Genomic DNA, 14,782 nt, shown 5'->3' with positions numbered 1-14,782 from the left:
GGAGATCGCACGATGTCCGACCAGAACCCCCCGGAGCAGGGCTCGTTCGGGTCGCCGCCCCCGGGCTCTGACCCCCTCGGCGCCGGGCCCGGTGCCACGCCGCCCCCCGGCGGCTCCACTCCTCCCCCGCCGCCTCCCGCGGCGGTCAGCCCGGCGGGTCCGCCGTCGCAGCCCGCCCAGCCGTCAATGGCGTCGTCCGCCGTGTCATCGGGCGCCGGGGCGATCGTCGACTCGTCGACGGGCTTCTTCCCGGCCCTGTTCGACTTCAGCTTCAACAGCTTCGTCACCCCGAAGATCGTCCGGTTCGTCTACGTGCTGGCAACGATCTGGGCGGCCGTCATGTACGTCATCGTCGTCATCTCGGCGTTCACCCAGAGCGTGACGTCCGGCCTCATCGCCCTCGTCTTCGGCCCGCTCGTCGCGATCATCTGGCTCGCCGTCGTGAGGATCGGCCTCGAGTTCGGCATCTCCGTCGTGCGCATGAGCGAGGACGTCCACAAGCGCCTCCCCCAGGCCTGAGCTCACACACCCCATCGAAAGAGCAGTTCGTCGGGAGGCCGCTCGCGGCCGAGCCGACGGACTGCTCTTTCGATTGAGGTCAGAGGGCGGGCTGCTGCTGCGTGATGCAGTGGATGCCGCCGCCGCGGTCGAAGAGCGGCCGGGCGTCGATGCCGACGATCCGCCGGCCGGGGTAGGCCTCGGCGAGGACCCCGAGCGACGCCTCGTCCTGCTCGTCGCCGAAGGTGCAGGCGATGACGCCGTCGTTGACGACGAGGTGGTTGAGGTAGGACCAGTCGACCGGACCCTCGTCGTCGGCCAGCGTGCGCGGCGCCGGGACGCCGACGACCTCGAACCGCTCACCGCGGGCGTCACGGGCGTCCTCGAGCACCTCGCGCAGCTGACGCGAGACCGCGTGGTCGGGGTGTGACGGGTCCTGCTGGTCGTGCAGGAGCACGACCCCCGGGCTCGGGATCGTCGCCACGATGTCGACGTGGCCGCGGGTGCCGAACTCGTCGTAGTCGCGCGTGAGTCCCCGCGGGAGCCAGACGTATGCCGTCGCCCCGATCGTGCGCGCCAGCTCGGCCTCGACGTCGGCCCGGGTGAGGCCCGGGTTGCGACCCGGGTCGAGCTGCACGGTCTCGGTGAGCAGCACCGTTCCGAGGCCGTCGACGTGGATGCCCCCGCCCTCGTTGACGAGCGGCGAGTCGATGAGCTGCGCCCCGGCCAGGCCTGCCACGAAGGCGCCGACCTTCGCGTCGTGCTCCCAGGACGCCCAGGACTGGGCGCCCCACCCGTTGAAGACCCAGTCGACCGCCCCGAGCGTGCCGTGGTCGGAGACGACGAAGGTCGGACCGATGTCGCGCATCCAGGCGTCGTCGAGGGCCGTGGGCACGAGCTCGACGTCACCGCGCAGGTAGCGCTCCGCGACCTCGAGGTCGGCCGGGACGACGGCCATGCGCACGGGCTCGAAGTCCGCGACGGCGTTGGCCACGGCGGCCCATGTCGTGCGCGCTCGCTCGACCTCCTCGGCGGTCTCGCCGAGGGTGTAGCCCTGACTCGGCCACGCCATCCACGTCGCGTCGTGGCGCGAGGTCTCGGACGGCATACGCCATCGGTCGGGGGCGCCGGCGGGGCCCGGCCGGCCAGCGGCCTCGCTCATCGCCGGGCCTCAGTCGGCCACGACGCGACGGTGCTCGTCGCGCACGGGCTCGGCCAGGGCGGCATACGAGTCGGGACGCCGGGTCGCGAGGAAGGGGAAGAGCTCGAGCCAGTCGTCGCGCTGCGCGAGGTCGAGGTCGGCGACGAGCACCGCAGCCTCGTCGCGCGGCGCCTGCACGAGGATGCGACCGTAGGGGTCGGAGATGAAGGAGCTGCCGTAGAAGGTGATGAGCCCTTCGGTGCCGTAGCGGTTGGGCACGACCATGAAGAGGCCGTTGGCGATGCCGTTGCCGACGATGACCTGCTGCCACAGCGGCTGGGTGTCGAAGTCGGGGTGGTCGGGCTCCGACCCGATCGCCGTCGGGTAGCAGAGCACCTGTGCGCCACCGAGGGAGTAGAGGCGCGCCACCTCGGGGAACCACTCGTCCCAGCACGTCGGGAGCCCGAGCCGCACCGACGGATCGTCAAGCGCCACAACGGGATACGCATCATCGGGCGGTCCTGGGCGGAAGTACTTGTCCTCGTAGTAGCCGGCGGTCACGGGGATGTGCGTCTTGCGGGTGCGGGCCACGATCTCTCCGCTCGGCGCGACGACGACGGCGGTGTTGAAGCCGAGCCCGTCGTCACTGCCGTCGGGGGCGGCGGCCCGCTCGTAGAGCGAGGCGTGCACGTGCACGCCGAAGTCGGCGGCCGCGGCCCGGGCGAAGGTGACCGTCGGACCGCTCTCGAGGTCCTCCGCGGTCGCGGACGGCGTGCCCTCGGGCAGCGTGTCTGCCGGGTAGCGCGACAGCGTCAGCTCGGGGAGGAAGACGATGCGGGCTCCGGCCTCGGCGGCCGTGCGGATGCCGTCGCGGAGCGTCTCGCGCAGCGCCTCGGGGTCGTCGACCCAGGCGTGCTGCACGAGGGCGACCCTCACGGGAGCATCTCCGGGCGCATCTCCGGGCGCATCTCCGGGCGCATCTCCGGGCGCATCTCCGGGCGCATCTCCGGGGGCGTCGACGCGGGCGAGGGACTCGAGGACGGCTTCGGCCTGAATGAGTTTCACGAGCGCAGTATGCCGCAGTGGCGCGAGGTCGGTCCCGGGCGCCGTGTCGGGCGCCCGGGACCTCCTCCCCCTGCGAGGGCGAGCACACACGAACCCGCGGCCCCCCGCCACGCGCTCGGGCCCCCTGCCGTGCCATGCCCTCGACCGATGCACGTCGGTCATGAGGTGAACGACGCGCGACCGGTGGGGTTACGCCTGGGCGTCGTCGTTCTTGTCGATCACGACCGAGTCACCCTCGACCCGCACGGTGAAGCGGCGCGCACCACGGGAGGCGTCGTCCTGCCCGGAGGGGTCGGGCGGCGCTCCGGCGGACCCCTCAGGGAGGCCGTTCAGACGCGCCAGGACCCTGTTGAGCTGCTCGAACGTCTCCGGTGTGGGCACGGGGGCCTCGCCGTCGGCGTTGCCCGACAGCCCGGCCAGCTGGCGATCCGCGCCGACGACGAGCGTCGCGCTCAGCCGTCCGACAGGGCGTCCGCGGTGAGCGGCCACGCCGTCGCGCAGCACCCGCGCGGCGTCCGCGACGACATCGTCGACAGTGGGCGCGGGCTCCGCCGTCGCGGGCTGTCCGTCGGCAGACGTGGCACCGCCCGCGTGTGCCTCGCTGAGGAAGCCTACGGCCGCGACCTCGATCTTCGAGAAGTCGACGACGGCGTCACGGGCGAGCGAGTTGTCGATGACGTAGGCGATGTTGACCGCAAGGTCGCGCATGCCCGGCTGCAGCTGCTGGCCGACGAAGCGCGCGCAGACGAGGAGGGCGTGCACGCGCACCATCGGCCGGCCCTTGCGGTCCTCGACGCGCTGGTCCGCCTCGACGCGCCCCAGGTCGAAGCCGGGAGCCGGGTAGAAGTGGAGCGGGCGCTCGAGGACGAGCAGCGAGTAGTCAGGGCGGTCGGACCCGGGGATGAGGCGGTAGAGCTCACCATCGAGGGGCAGCTGCCACTCGAGCTCCCTCGGCGCCGAGTCGAAGCGGGTGATGCTCACCAGCGGCCCGTACCGGCCCATGGGGGTCGCCGCGCTCGCCGGACCTGAGGCGCTCGCGGCGCCTGCGGAGCCCCGAGGCGCGGGGGCAGCCGGCTCCTGGTCGTGTGACACCGATCCCATGGCGGTCAACCTACCGGGCGGCACCTCGGCCGGAGCCGTCACCTCCCGGCTCGTCACCGGCCCCCTCTAGAGCGACCCCGTCACCGTCACCGTGAGCGGGTCCTCCTGAGCCGTGGCACGCATGGTGGCTGCCGCGCCCCTGCCGGACCGCGCGGTTACGGTGGGACCGTGACGACCGTGAGCAAGGACGCTCAGTCCGCCGACCAGACTGCCACCGCCCCAGACCCCTCCCCCGACCTCGCCGCCCTCGCGGCGGCGCTGGCGCCCGGGGCACTGCTCACGGACCCCGCCGGTGTCGCCGCCTACCGCTTCGACTTCACCGCCGACGAGGACGCCGGTATGCCGCTCGCCGTGGTCCGCGCCTCGTCCGCGGCCGACGTGCAGGCCACGGTGCGCTGGGCGGGGGCACACGGCATACCGCTCGTGCCGCGTGGGGCGGGCAGCGGACTGTCGGGGGGCTCCAACGCCGTCGACGGGTGCGTGGTGCTCAGCCTCGAGCGGATGCGTGCGGTCGAGATCGACCCGAGCACCCGCACTGCGGTCGTCGAGGCAGGCGCGCTCAACGTCGAGGTCAAGCAGGCTGCCGCCGAGCACGGCCTCTGGTATCCGCCCGACCCCTCCTCCTACGAGATCTGCTCGATCGGCGGCAACGTCGCGACCAACGCCGGCGGCCTCTGCTGCGTGAAGTACGGCGTCACGACCGACTACGTGCTGGGGCTCGACGTCGTGCTGGCCGACGGCACGCTCGTGCGGCTCGGGGGCCAGCGGATCAAGGACACCGCCGGGCTGTCGCTGCTCAAGCTCTTCGTGGGCAGCGAGGGCACGCTCGGGGTCGTCACACGGGCGACGCTGCGTCTCGTTCCGGCCCAGCAGCCGCCCGCCACCCTCGTGGCCACCTTCGACGACGTCGCGGATGCCGCACGCGTCGTCGTCGCGATCGGCGCCCGGCTGCGCGCCTCGATGATGGAGCTGATGGACCAGGCCTCGATCAACGCCGTCGAGGACCACAAGCCGATGGGCCTCGACCGCGACGCCGGGGCGATGCTGCTCGCGCAGTCGGACGCCCCCGGGGCCGCGCGCGGCGAGGAGATCGCGCTCATGGAGCAGCTGTGCTCCGAGGGCGGCGCCCGGGAGTGCTTCACGACGACCGAGCCCGATGAGGGCGAGCTCTTCGTCGCCGCCCGCCGGGCCGCGATCTATGCGATCGAGCGCCGCGGCACGATCATGCTCGAAGACGTCGGCGTGCCCGTGCCCCGACTGCCCGACCTGCTGACCGGCATCGCCGAGATCGCGCGGGCCTGCGACGTCGAGATCCCCGTCGTGGCGCACGCCGGTGACGGCAACACGCATCCGGTCGTCGTCTACCCTCCCGGTGACGCGGAGGCGAGAGCCCGTGCGGCACAAGCCTTCTCGCAGGTCATGAGTCTCGCCATCCGCCTCGGCGGCACCATCACGGGCGAGCACGGCGTCGGCCGTCTCAAGCGCGACGCCCTGCCCGAGCAGCTCGGCCCGGACGTCATGGCGCTCACCCACCGCATCAAGCACGCCCTCGACCCACAGGGCATCCTCAACCCCGGAGCCGGATTCTGATGACCTCTTCGAGCACGCCACCTCCCGCCACGACCCGGCCGATCGCCGAGCGTCACCTCTTCGGTCCGGGGCCCTGCAACCCCTACCCCGAGGCCACCCTGGCGCTGGCGTCGCCGCTCCTCGGTCACCTCGACCCCGACTTCCTCGCGATCATGGACGAGACGTGCGACCTCCTGCGCTACGTCTGGGGCACCGACAACCGCCGCACCCTGCCGCTCTCGGCCACCGGTTCGGCCGGCATGGAGGCGGCCTTCGTCAACACGGTCGAGCCCGGCGACGTCGTCGTCGTCGCCGTCAACGGCCTCTTCGGTGAGCGCATGGTCGACGTCGCCGGACGGCACGGCGCGCAGGTCGTGCGGGTCGACCACGAGTGGGGCCGGCCCGTCGACGTCGAGCGCGTCGTGGCCGCCCACCCGTCGCCGAAGATCATCGCCGCGGTGCACGCCGAGACCTCGACCGGAGTCCGCTCCGACATCGCCGCCCTGGGCGCCGCCAAGGGCGATGCCCTCCTCCTCGTCGACGCGGTCACGAGCATCGGCGGCATCGAGCTGCGCGCCGACGACTGGGGCATCGACATCGGCTACGCCGGCACGCAGAAGTGCCTCGGTGTCGCGCCCGGGCTCGCGCCCTTCACCATCAGCGACCGGGCCTTCGCCCGCCGCGTCGAGAAGCCGTCGTCGTGGTATCTCGACCTCGGCCTGCTCGGCGGCTACGTCGGCGAGGCGGCGGGTGCGGGCAAGCGGACCTACCACCACACCGCCCCGACGGCAATGGTCGCGAGCCTGCACGCCGGTCTGCGCCGCATCGCCGACGAGGGTCTCGAGAAGGTGTGGGACCGCCACGCCGAGGCCGGCCGGCTCCTGCAGGACGGGCTCGAGGCGATGGGCCTGACCCTCTTCGCCGAGGAGGGCTCGCGCCTGCCCGAGCTGACCACCGTCCGGGTGCCCGAAGGTGTCGACTCGGCCGCCGTGCGCGGCTACCTCCTCGAGCGACACAACCTCGAGATCGGTGCCGGCGCAGGCGCGTTCGCCTCGAGCGTCTGGCGCATCGGCCTCATGGGCCACAACGCCAGGCCCGACCGCGTCGCCCTCATCCTCGCCGCCCTCGAGGACGCCCTGGCCCACGCCACCTGAAGCAACTGAGCGCTCGATGCTGAAGGAAGCACGCCGCCGGAGGAAGTGAGCACTCGACGAGAGGGAGTGGGGTGCGGCGGTGGGAGCGGCATCGGCGGCGGCCAACGGCATACGGAACCGAGCGGTGACGCGGGAGCGGCCGCCGTCGCTCCACGCCGCGAGCGCCGTCGCGCCCACCCAGCCACAGATCGCCCCGCGCCCACCCAGCCACAGATCGCCCCGCGCCCACCCAGCCAGCCACATTCCGAGACCGACGTCCGGGCAAGCGAAAGGCGGGCCCGACCAGTGGTCGGACCCGCCTTCGCGGTGATGCTGGAGTCCCGGACTAGCCGGGACGGCTCACTTGAGCTCGACGGACGCGCCGGCGGCCTCGAGCTGCTCCTTGGCCTTCTCGGCCGCAGCCTTGTCGACCTTCTCGAGGACGGGCTTGGGGGCGCCGTCGACGAGGTCCTTGGCCTCCTTGAGGCCGAGGCTCGTGAGCGCGCGGACCTCCTTGATGACCTGGATCTTCTTCTCGCCCGCGGCGACCAGAACGACGTCGAACTCGCTCTGCTCCTCGGCCTCCTCGGCGGCGGCGCCGCCGGCGGCGCCACCAGCGGCCGCAACGGCGACCGGGGCGGCGGCGGTGACCTCGAAGGTCTCCTCGAACTGCTTCACGAACTCCGAGAGCTCGATGAGGGTCATCTCCTTGAAGGCGTCAAGGAGCTCGTCGGTGCTGAGCTTCGCCATGATGGCTTCCTTCCTGTTACTTGCCGTGAGTGGCTGATTGATGAATCGAGCGAACGCCAGCAGGCGTCAGCTCTCGTCGCCACCCTCGGCGACGTCGGTGGTTGCCTCGGCGGCCGGAGCCTCCGTGGCGGGGCCCTGCTCCTCGCGCTTCTGACGCAGAGCCTCGACCACACGGGCCGTCTGCGACAGAGGAGCGTTGAAGAGGTAGGCGGCCTTGGTGAGGGAGCCCTTCATGGCCCCCGCCATCTTGGCCAGGAGAACCTCGCGCGACTCGAGGTCGGCGAGCTTCGTGATCTCCTCGGTGGTCAGCGGCTTGCCGTCGAGGACGCCAGCCTTGATCACGAGGAGGGGGTGTGCCTTGGCGAAGTCACGCAGGCCCTTGGCCGCCTCGACCGGGTCACCGGTCACGAAGGCGATGGCGCTCGGGCCCTGGAACTGGCCGTCGAAGGCCGTGATTCCGGCCTCCTGAGCAGCCTTCTCCGTCAGCGTGTTCTTGACCACGGCGTAGGTGGCGTGCTCTCGGATCGAGTTGCGCAGCTGCGAGAGCTGGGCCACGGTCAGCCCGCGGTACTCGGTGAGAACGGCCGCGCCGGACTCACGGAACTGGTCCGCGATCTCGGCGATGGCGGCAGTCCTGTCGGCCTTTGCCATCTGGGCCTCCTTCCCTTGCGTGGTGCCACCGGAGAAGGGCCCTCACGAAAAAGGCCCCGGCGCAGGGCGCTCGGGGCACGAGACGGCATACGGTGTATGCCGTGTGGCTGAGGTCCTGCGCTGGCTGCCCGCATCGTGCGGAACCTTCGGGACTCTGCGTCAGCCACAGAGCCCAACCGGCGGTCATTGGTCTCCGCAAGAGTACGGGCTCTGGGGTGCCATGACCAAATCGGTCCTCGCGGGTCGCCCGTCGCCTCCGTGACCGCAACGGGTAGGTGGCCTAGCGTGGAGCACATGCGCAGGGGTGGCGGAGCAGGCGGACCTGCTGACTCTCGACGTCAGCAGGTGCACCGGCGTCGCGTCGTGGCGGCGGCCGCCCTCGTGGGGTGCCTCGTCGCCGACGTGTGGGCCGTCGCCGCAGCGGGCGCCGGTGAAGTGTCCGAGAGTGCGCTGTCCTCCGCGTCGCGCATCGCGATGACCGCTGGGTTCGCCGCGTCGGTGCCCCTCGGCGACGTCGAGCGAGTCCCGGAGACTGCCGCGACTCCCACCCCGGGCAGCACCGGCTCCTCCGCGAAGGGTGCGACCGCCACCACGGTCGTCGAGCGTGGCAGCGGCACCATGACCGCCGTCGCGGTGCCGGCGAAGGCGCTCGGCACCGCGCCCCGCAGCGGACGCACCGTGCGCTGGACCCTCGAGACCGAGGGAGGCCTGGGCGTCGACACCACGGCACTGGCCACGACGGTCGCCACCGTCCTCGCGGACCCCCGCGGCTGGCAGACCAAGGACGGCGTGCACTTCGTCAACGTCCCCCCGGCGGAAGCGGCGCAAGGGGCCCCTGTCGACCTGCGGATCACCCTCGCGAGCCCTGACACCACCGACAAGCTGTGCGCCCCCTTGCAGACCCGCGGACAGGTGAGCTGCCACAACGGCGGCCGCGTCGTGCTCAACGCGCGCCGATGGATCCTGGGGGCGCAGGCCTACGGCACCGACCTCGCGGGCTACCGCACCTACCTCGTCAACCACGAGGTCGGCCACGGGCTCGGCCACGGGCACGCCTACTGCGGCGGAGCCGGCAAGGTCGCGCCGGTCATGATGCAGCAGACCTACGGGCTGAAGGGCTGCACCGCCTGGCCGTGGCCGACCGCCAAGGCGAGCTGACCGCAGCGCCGGCAGCCTCCGACCGGACCCGAGGGGCGGGCCGCAGGGGGCACTGCGACAATCGGGGCATGACCACGCGGCGCGGCGACGGAGCACGATCGGGTCGCGGGCGGCCGCGCACTCCGGTCGCGTGGCCCCGCAGACGCTCGCTCGTTGCTGCGGTGGCGTCGCTCGCCCTGCTCGCCGGCTGCACGGGCTCATCGGGCCTGACGAGCGAGCAGGCGAGGGCGGAGTACGACCCGGTCCTTCAGGACGTCGCCAAGGCCGCGGCCGGCCCGCTCGGCGCGAAGTGGAAGGACGGCACCGGGGGCGGCACCAACCTCACGACGGAGGGCTGCCGGTGGTTCACCAAGACGATGACCGCCGAGCTCGACCCGACCGAGACGCCGGACTGGGATGCCGTGATCGCCGACACCAAGGCGGCGCTGGCTGCGCACGGCTTCCCGCCCGCGCAGCTGTCGCAGCTGACCGGCGGCTTCACCGGCATCGAGGCGCACGACGACAAGGGTGCCCGGGTCACGATCCAGTCGAAGGGCACGACGAACATCCGGGTCTCCGTGCCGGTCGCCGGCCCCTGCTGAGCGGGCCCCACCCGGGCACGCCGTGCCAGATGTGACGGAGCGGCCACTCGACGATCAGACGTCGAGTGGCCGCTCCGTCTCTGAGTCAGCGGTCGGGTCGTGCCGATCAGCGCTGTGGCTGGACGACCATGGCCGAGCCGCCGCCGCGGCGCACCGTCTCGGCAGCGGCCTCGAAGAGCCCGCCGTCCAGGCTGCGGATCGCCGTCACCGCGCCGATCTCTCCGGCGTTCGTCAGCCGGTGGCCGAGCGACGTCAGTCCGGCGGCGACCGGGCTCGCGAGCAGCGCCGGCTCGGCCCCCTCGGTGCCGTTGCGCGAGCTGAGGCGCGGGGCCGCGATGGCGTCGACGAGCGGCAGACCGCGGTCGAGGTAGCCCAGGATCGTCTGCGACACCGACGTGATGATCGTCGCACCGCCGGGCGAGCCGACCGCAAGGAACGGCCTGCCGCCGTCGAGCAGGATGGTCGGGCTCATCGACGAGCGCGGCCGCTTGCCCGGGCCGGGCAGGTTCGGGTCCGGGACACCGGCCGACAGCGGCACGAAGTTGAAGTCGGTGAGCTCGTTGTTGAGCAGGAAGCCGTAGCCCGGCACCGTGATGCCGGAGCCACCGGTCTGCTCGATCGTCAACGTGTAGGACGCGACGTTGCCCCAGCGGTCCGTCGCCGTGAGGTGCGTCGTCGACAGTCCCTCGTAGGGCTCCTGCTGAGCCTTCACGCCGGGGACGCACGACGTGTAGCTGCCGTCGGGCGAGCCGAACGGGATGGGTCGCTGCTGCGCCCGGGTCGGGTCGAAGAGGCAGGCGCGCTCGGCCGCGAAGGCCGGGCTCACGAGCTCCGACACGGGCACACCCGGCACGTCGCCGACGTAGCGGTTGCGGTCGGCGAACGCCGTCGCCGAGGCCTCCGAGAAGCGGTGGAGGTAGTCGACGTCGGACACCGCTGAGGTCGCGGTCCCCGTGCGGTCCTCGTAGGCCTTCATGAGGTTCAGGATCTCCGCCACGGCGATGCCACCCGAGCTCGGCACGGGCATGCCGTAGACGTCCAGACCCTTGTACTGCGAGTGGATCGGCGCCTTCGTGAGCGCCCGGTAGGCGGCGAGGTCGCCCAGCGTCATCTGACCACCCATGACACTGACCCCGGCGGCCGTGTGCGGAGCGTTCGACTCCCTGACGATCGCCTCACCCAGGCGCCCGCGGTAGAGGACGTCGACGCCCTGCGTCCGCAGCGTCCGGTAGGCCGTCGCCATGTCGGGGTTGGTGAACACCGTCCCCACTGCCGGCGCCCCGCCGCCCCGCAGGAACACCCGGGCCGTCTCGGGGAACTTCGAGAACCGGGCGGCGTTCTGGGCCGTCTGGTCGTGGAAGGTCTGGTCGACGACGAACCCCTTCGCCGCGAGCCGCTCGGCAGGCTTGAGCGCCGCGTTGAGCGAGAGCGTGCCGTAGTCGCGAAGCGCCTTGGCCCACAGGGCCGGCGTGCCCGGGACCCCGACGGACAGGCCGGAGTTGACGACGGTGGTGAAGTCCATCGCCGTGCCGTCGGGCTTGCGGAAGGTGTTGTCGGTGAAGGTCGCCGGCGCCGTCTCGCGCCCGTCGATGGTCGAGACCTCCTTGCTGCGGGCGTCGTAGTAGACGAGGAAGCCGCCGCCGCCGATGCCGGCGCTGTAGGGCTCGGTGACACCCAGGGCGGCCGCCGTCGCCACCGCGGCGTCGGCGGCGTTGCCACCTCGGGCGAGGACGTCGATGCCGACCTGCGAGGCATCTCGGTCGACCGACGCGACCGCTCCGCCGGAGCCCGTCATGACCGGCACCTTCGGCAGGTCGGCCGGCTTGCCGTGCCACCCGCGGTCGGTGCCGGGCGCCGCCGTGGGCGCGGCCTGCGTCTGCGCCCCGGCCGTGGCCGGCAGCAGAGAGAGGGGCAACCCGACGACGAGAGCGCCGAGAACCCATCTGGAACGTGTCGTGGTGCGTGCGCTGTGACGACTCATAAACCGACCGTACCCGCGCAAACGTCACCATTGGCGCTGAGAACGTCACCGATCCAGACGCTGAAACAGCTGTGACAACGCCCCACGCCGCGAGCGACCGTCGGTGTCCGGAGCGACCCCACGCCGCGAGCAGTGTGCGGGCGCCGTGGCGCCCAGCCGAACGCACGACGAGAGCCCGCCACCCCAACGGGTGACGGGCTCTCGGTGACGAGAGTCAGGCGATCAGGCCTGCTCCTCCTCGACGAGGAGGTTGCGCGTCTTGGAGAAGTCGAGCGGGATGCCCGGGCCCATCGTCGTGGAGACGGTGGCCTTCTCGATGTAGCGGCCCTTCGAGCTCGACGGCTTGAGACGCAGGATCTCCTCGAGCGCGGCGGCGTAGTTCTCGACGAGCTTGGCCTCGTCGAAGCTCGCCTTGCCGATGATGAAGTGGAGGTTCGCGTGCTTGTCGACGCGGAACTCGATCTTGCCGCCCTTGATGTCGGTGACGGCCTTGGCGACGTCCATCGTCACGGTGCCGGTCTTCGGGTTCGGCATGAGGCCACGGGGACCGAGCACCTTGCCGAGACGACCGACCTTGCCCATCATGTCGGGCGTGGCGACGACGGCATCGAAGTCGAGCCAGCCGCCCTGCACCTTCTCGAGCATGTCGTCCGAGCCGACGTAGTCGGCGCCGGCCTCACGGGCGGCCTCGGCCTTGTCGCCATTGGCGAAGACGAGGACCTTGGCGGTCTTGCCCGTGCCGTGCGGCAGGTTGACCGTGCCGCGGACGGCCTGGTCGGCCTTGCGCGGGTCGACACCGAGGCGCATGGCGACCTCGACGGTCTCGTCGTACTTGGCCTTGGCGGTCTGCTTGGCGACGCGGACGGCCTCGAGGGGGGCGTAGACCTTGCCGGGCGTGACGAGCTCGGCGGCTGCGCGGTAGTTCTTGCTGCGCTTCATGGAACTGCTCCTTGCATGGTGGTGGAGTCGTGGTGCGGACCAGCGCTGGCCCTCCCACGTGGCCGACGGCATACGGCCTGTATGCCGTGCGGCCGGGGGTGAGCTCTCAGAGCTCGGTGTCGATGCCCATCGAGCGGGCCGTGCCGGCGATGATGCGCGCCGCCATGTCCTCATCGTTGGCGTTGAGGTCTTCCATCTTCTGGCGGGCGATGTCGTAGACCTGGTCGCGCGAGAGCTTGGCGACCTTGGTCTTGTGGGGCTCGCCGGAGCCCTTGGCGACGCCGGCAGCCTTCTTGATGAGCTCGGCGGCGGGCGGGGTCTTCGTCACGAAGGTGAACGAGCGGTCCTCGTAGACCGTGATCTCGACCGGGATGACGTTGCCGCGCTGGGACTCCGTCGCGGCGTTGTACGCCTTGACGAACTCCATGATGTTGACGCCGTGCTGGCCGAGGGCCGGGCCGACGGGGGGCGCGGGCGTGGCCGCACCGGCCTGGATCTGCAGCTTGATGAAGCCGGAGACCTTCTTCTTGGGGGGCATGATGCCTACCTTCTTGTCTTGCTGGGCCTACGCCAGTGGTTCTGGATGGGCGATGACCCGGTTGCATGTCCTCGTGCGGGATGCCGCCCGAGGTGGAGCACCCTTCGGGTCAGATCTTGGCGACCTGACCGAAGGACAGCTCGACCGGGGTCTCCCGGCCGAAGATCGAGACCAGCACCTTGAGCTTCTGGGTGTCGGCGTTGATCTCGGAGATCGTGGCGGGAAGGGTCTCGAAGGGCCCCTCCATGACGGTGACGGACTCGCCGACCTCGAAGTCGAGGACGCGAATATCCTTGGGGGCCGTCTGCTTGGCGTCGGCCGCACCGGGACCGGCCGCGGCCTCGAAGGACGGCGCGAGCATCGTGAAGACCTCGTCGATCGACAGCGGCACGGGCTGGTGGGCGTTGCCGACGAAGCCGGTGACACCGGGGGTGTGCCGCACGGCGCCCCAGCTCTCGTCGGTGAGGTCCATGCGGACGAGGACGTAACCGGGCATGCGGACGCGGCGGACGAGCTTCTTCTGGCCGTTCTTGATCTCGGTGACCTCCTCCATGGGGACCTCGATCTCGAAGATGAAGTCCTCCATGTTGAGGGTCTGGATGCGCGTCTCGAGGTTGGCCTTGACCCGGTTCTCGTAGCCGGCGTAGGAGTGCACGACGTACCAGTCGCCGAAGCGCGAGCGCAGGTCGGCCTTGAAGTCGGCGACGGGGTCGCCGCTGCCCTGGGCAACCGGCTCCCCGGTGACCTCGACGTCATCGTCACCCTGAGCGTCGGCGTCGGCGTCGGTCTCGGCGTCGGTCTCGACGGCCTCGACGGCCTCGGCCCGGTCGAGCGCCTCGGGGCTGGCGGCGGTGTCCTGCTCCTCCGCGACGGCGTCGCTCGAGGCGTCGGCACCGACCGCGGGGTCGACGACGTCGCTCTCGGCGATCTCGCCGTTCGGGGCGCCCTCGTGGGCGAGCTGCTCGGACACGCTCTGACCTACTTCCTTGCTGGGGGACCAGCCGGGTGGGGCTGGCAATGGCTTCTGACGACTCGGGCCTGCGCCCTCCGCCGGCTCGTGGTCTAGCTCGTGCTCCCGGTGAAGACCCAGGACACGAGCTTGGTGAAGCCGAAGTCGAGTGCGGACACCAGAGCCATCATCACCACGACGAAGACGACGACGACGGTCGTGTAGCGCACGAGCTCGGGGCCCGTCGGGCGCACGACCTTGCGCAGCTCGTCGAGGATCTGCCGCACGAAGAGGCTGATCGCTCCGAAGAGACGCGAGATCGCGTTGCCGTCACGGGACTTGTCAGCCCGGTCGGACCCGCGCTTGGCGCTCGTCTCGGTCACGATTCCTTCTTTCTGCCTGGGTGTCGGCCCGCGACAGCCAACCCGTCTCGGTGGGATAACCCACCTCAGGGCAGAAGCCGCGTGCCGCCTTGCACGACGACCACATCATCAGATGCGCAGGGCAAGAGGGACTCGAACCCCCAACCGCTGGTTTTGGAGACCAGAGCTCTACCAATTGAGCTATTGCCCTTCACCGGCACCATGGGGTGGACACCGGAGGGACGGCATGCGTCAGCATGGCCAGCGAAGCCGTCCGAGCGTCGATCATACGTGACGCACCGGCCACAGCGCGAACCGGCACGAGGACCCGCCCACCGGCATACGGACCGGGCTGCCCGCGCGGCG

Annotated in this window: 15 protein-coding genes and 1 tRNA gene; 5 read left to right on the top strand and 11 right to left on the bottom strand. The window is 71.3% G+C overall.

All coding sequences use genetic code 11. The annotated features are described in order from the left end of the window. The first annotated feature begins 12 nt into the window (after nt 1–12). A complete protein-coding gene (locus FBY41_RS10410; protein WP_141844165.1) occupies nt 13–519 on the top strand; it encodes a DUF4282 domain-containing protein in 507 nt (168 codons plus the stop codon). Nucleotides 520–598: 79 nt separating this feature from the next. Here the strand turns inward: FBY41_RS10410 and FBY41_RS10405 are convergent, their stop codons facing one another. The 3 genes from FBY41_RS10405 to FBY41_RS10395 form a co-directional block, all read right to left on the bottom strand. After that, nucleotides 599–1,660, bottom strand: coding sequence for an agmatine deiminase family protein (locus FBY41_RS10405; protein WP_141844163.1), 1,062 nt, complete (start codon nt 1,658–1,660; stop codon nt 599–601). 9 nt (nt 1,661–1,669) lie between these two features. Further along, nucleotides 1,670–2,704 carry a nitrilase-related carbon-nitrogen hydrolase gene (locus FBY41_RS10400; protein ID WP_141844161.1) on the bottom strand — a complete coding sequence of 345 codons (1,035 nt, stop codon included), beginning with the start codon at nt 2,702–2,704 and terminating at the stop codon, nt 1,670–1,672. A gap of 189 nt (nt 2,705–2,893) precedes the next feature. Beyond that, entirely contained in the window at nt 2,894–3,685 is a 792-nt protein-coding gene (locus FBY41_RS10395; protein ID WP_185749016.1) for a hypothetical protein, read from the bottom strand. A 288-nt stretch (nt 3,686–3,973) separates the two neighbouring features. Between FBY41_RS10395 and FBY41_RS10390 the strand changes: the two genes are divergently transcribed. Beyond that, nucleotides 3,974–5,395 (top strand): FAD-binding oxidoreductase, encoded by a 1,422-nt coding sequence (locus FBY41_RS10390; protein WP_311769388.1) that lies wholly within the window; start codon nt 3,974–3,976, stop codon nt 5,393–5,395. Beyond that, nucleotides 5,395–6,528 (top strand): pyridoxal-phosphate-dependent aminotransferase family protein, encoded by a 1,134-nt coding sequence (locus FBY41_RS10385; protein ID WP_141844157.1) that lies wholly within the window; start codon nt 5,395–5,397, stop codon nt 6,526–6,528. Before FBY41_RS10390 ends, FBY41_RS10385 begins: the two co-directional genes overlap by 1 nt. Nucleotides 6,529–6,867: 339 nt before the next feature. On the opposite strand, the gene rplL is transcribed toward FBY41_RS10385, so the two are convergent. Continuing rightward, nucleotides 6,868–7,257: a 50S ribosomal protein L7/L12 gene (gene rplL, locus FBY41_RS10380; protein ID WP_141844155.1), complete on the bottom strand. Its 390-nt coding sequence runs from the start codon at nt 7,255–7,257 to the stop codon at nt 6,868–6,870. A 66-nt stretch (nt 7,258–7,323) separates the two neighbouring features. Next, nucleotides 7,324–7,908, bottom strand: coding sequence for a 50S ribosomal protein L10 (gene rplJ / locus FBY41_RS10375; RefSeq protein ID WP_141844153.1), 585 nt, complete (start codon nt 7,906–7,908; stop codon nt 7,324–7,326). 294 nt (nt 7,909–8,202) lie between these two features. Here rplJ and FBY41_RS10370 point away from each other — a divergent pair, with 294 nt between their 5' ends. Together FBY41_RS10370 and FBY41_RS10365 are read left to right on the top strand one after the other, a co-directional pair. Then, a complete protein-coding gene (locus FBY41_RS10370) occupies nt 8,203–9,066 on the top strand; it encodes a DUF3152 domain-containing protein (RefSeq protein WP_141844151.1) in 864 nt (287 codons plus the stop codon). Nucleotides 9,067–9,134: 68 nt separating this feature from the next. Then, a complete protein-coding gene (locus tag FBY41_RS10365) occupies nt 9,135–9,647 on the top strand; it encodes a hypothetical protein (RefSeq protein WP_141844149.1) in 513 nt (170 codons plus the stop codon). Between the two features lie 106 nt (nt 9,648–9,753). Here the strand turns inward: FBY41_RS10365 and ggt are convergent, their stop codons facing one another. The 6 genes from ggt to FBY41_RS10335 form a co-directional block, all read right to left on the bottom strand. Continuing rightward, nucleotides 9,754–11,628 carry a gamma-glutamyltransferase gene (gene ggt / locus FBY41_RS10360; RefSeq protein ID WP_260439685.1) on the bottom strand — a complete coding sequence of 625 codons (1,875 nt, stop codon included), beginning with the start codon at nt 11,626–11,628 and terminating at the stop codon, nt 9,754–9,756. A gap of 222 nt (nt 11,629–11,850) precedes the next feature. Then, on the bottom strand, nt 11,851–12,567 hold the full coding sequence (rplA, locus tag FBY41_RS10355; RefSeq protein ID WP_141844147.1) for a 50S ribosomal protein L1: 717 nt from the start codon (nt 12,565–12,567) through the stop codon (nt 11,851–11,853). Nucleotides 12,568–12,673: 106 nt separating this feature from the next. Further along, entirely contained in the window at nt 12,674–13,105 is a 432-nt protein-coding gene (gene rplK, locus FBY41_RS10350; protein WP_141844145.1) for a 50S ribosomal protein L11, read from the bottom strand. Between the two features lie 109 nt (nt 13,106–13,214). Beyond that, on the bottom strand, nt 13,215–14,075 hold the full coding sequence (gene nusG / locus FBY41_RS10345) for a transcription termination/antitermination protein NusG (protein ID WP_141844143.1): 861 nt from the start codon (nt 14,073–14,075) through the stop codon (nt 13,215–13,217). Between the two features lie 92 nt (nt 14,076–14,167). Further along, nucleotides 14,168–14,437 carry a preprotein translocase subunit SecE gene (gene secE, locus FBY41_RS10340; protein WP_141844141.1) on the bottom strand — a complete coding sequence of 90 codons (270 nt, stop codon included), beginning with the start codon at nt 14,435–14,437 and terminating at the stop codon, nt 14,168–14,170. Between the two features lie 117 nt (nt 14,438–14,554). Then, nucleotides 14,555–14,627, bottom strand: a tRNA-Trp gene (locus tag FBY41_RS10335). Nucleotides 14,628–14,782 lie beyond the last annotated feature (155 nt).

Origin of the sequence: Humibacillus xanthopallidus, assembly GCF_006716675.1 — a bacterium.
Lineage (GTDB): Bacteria > Actinomycetota > Actinomycetes > Actinomycetales > Dermatophilaceae > Humibacillus > Humibacillus xanthopallidus_B.
Note: the sequence above shows the minus strand (reverse complement) of the source record. Positions and strands in the feature narration are given on the sequence as shown.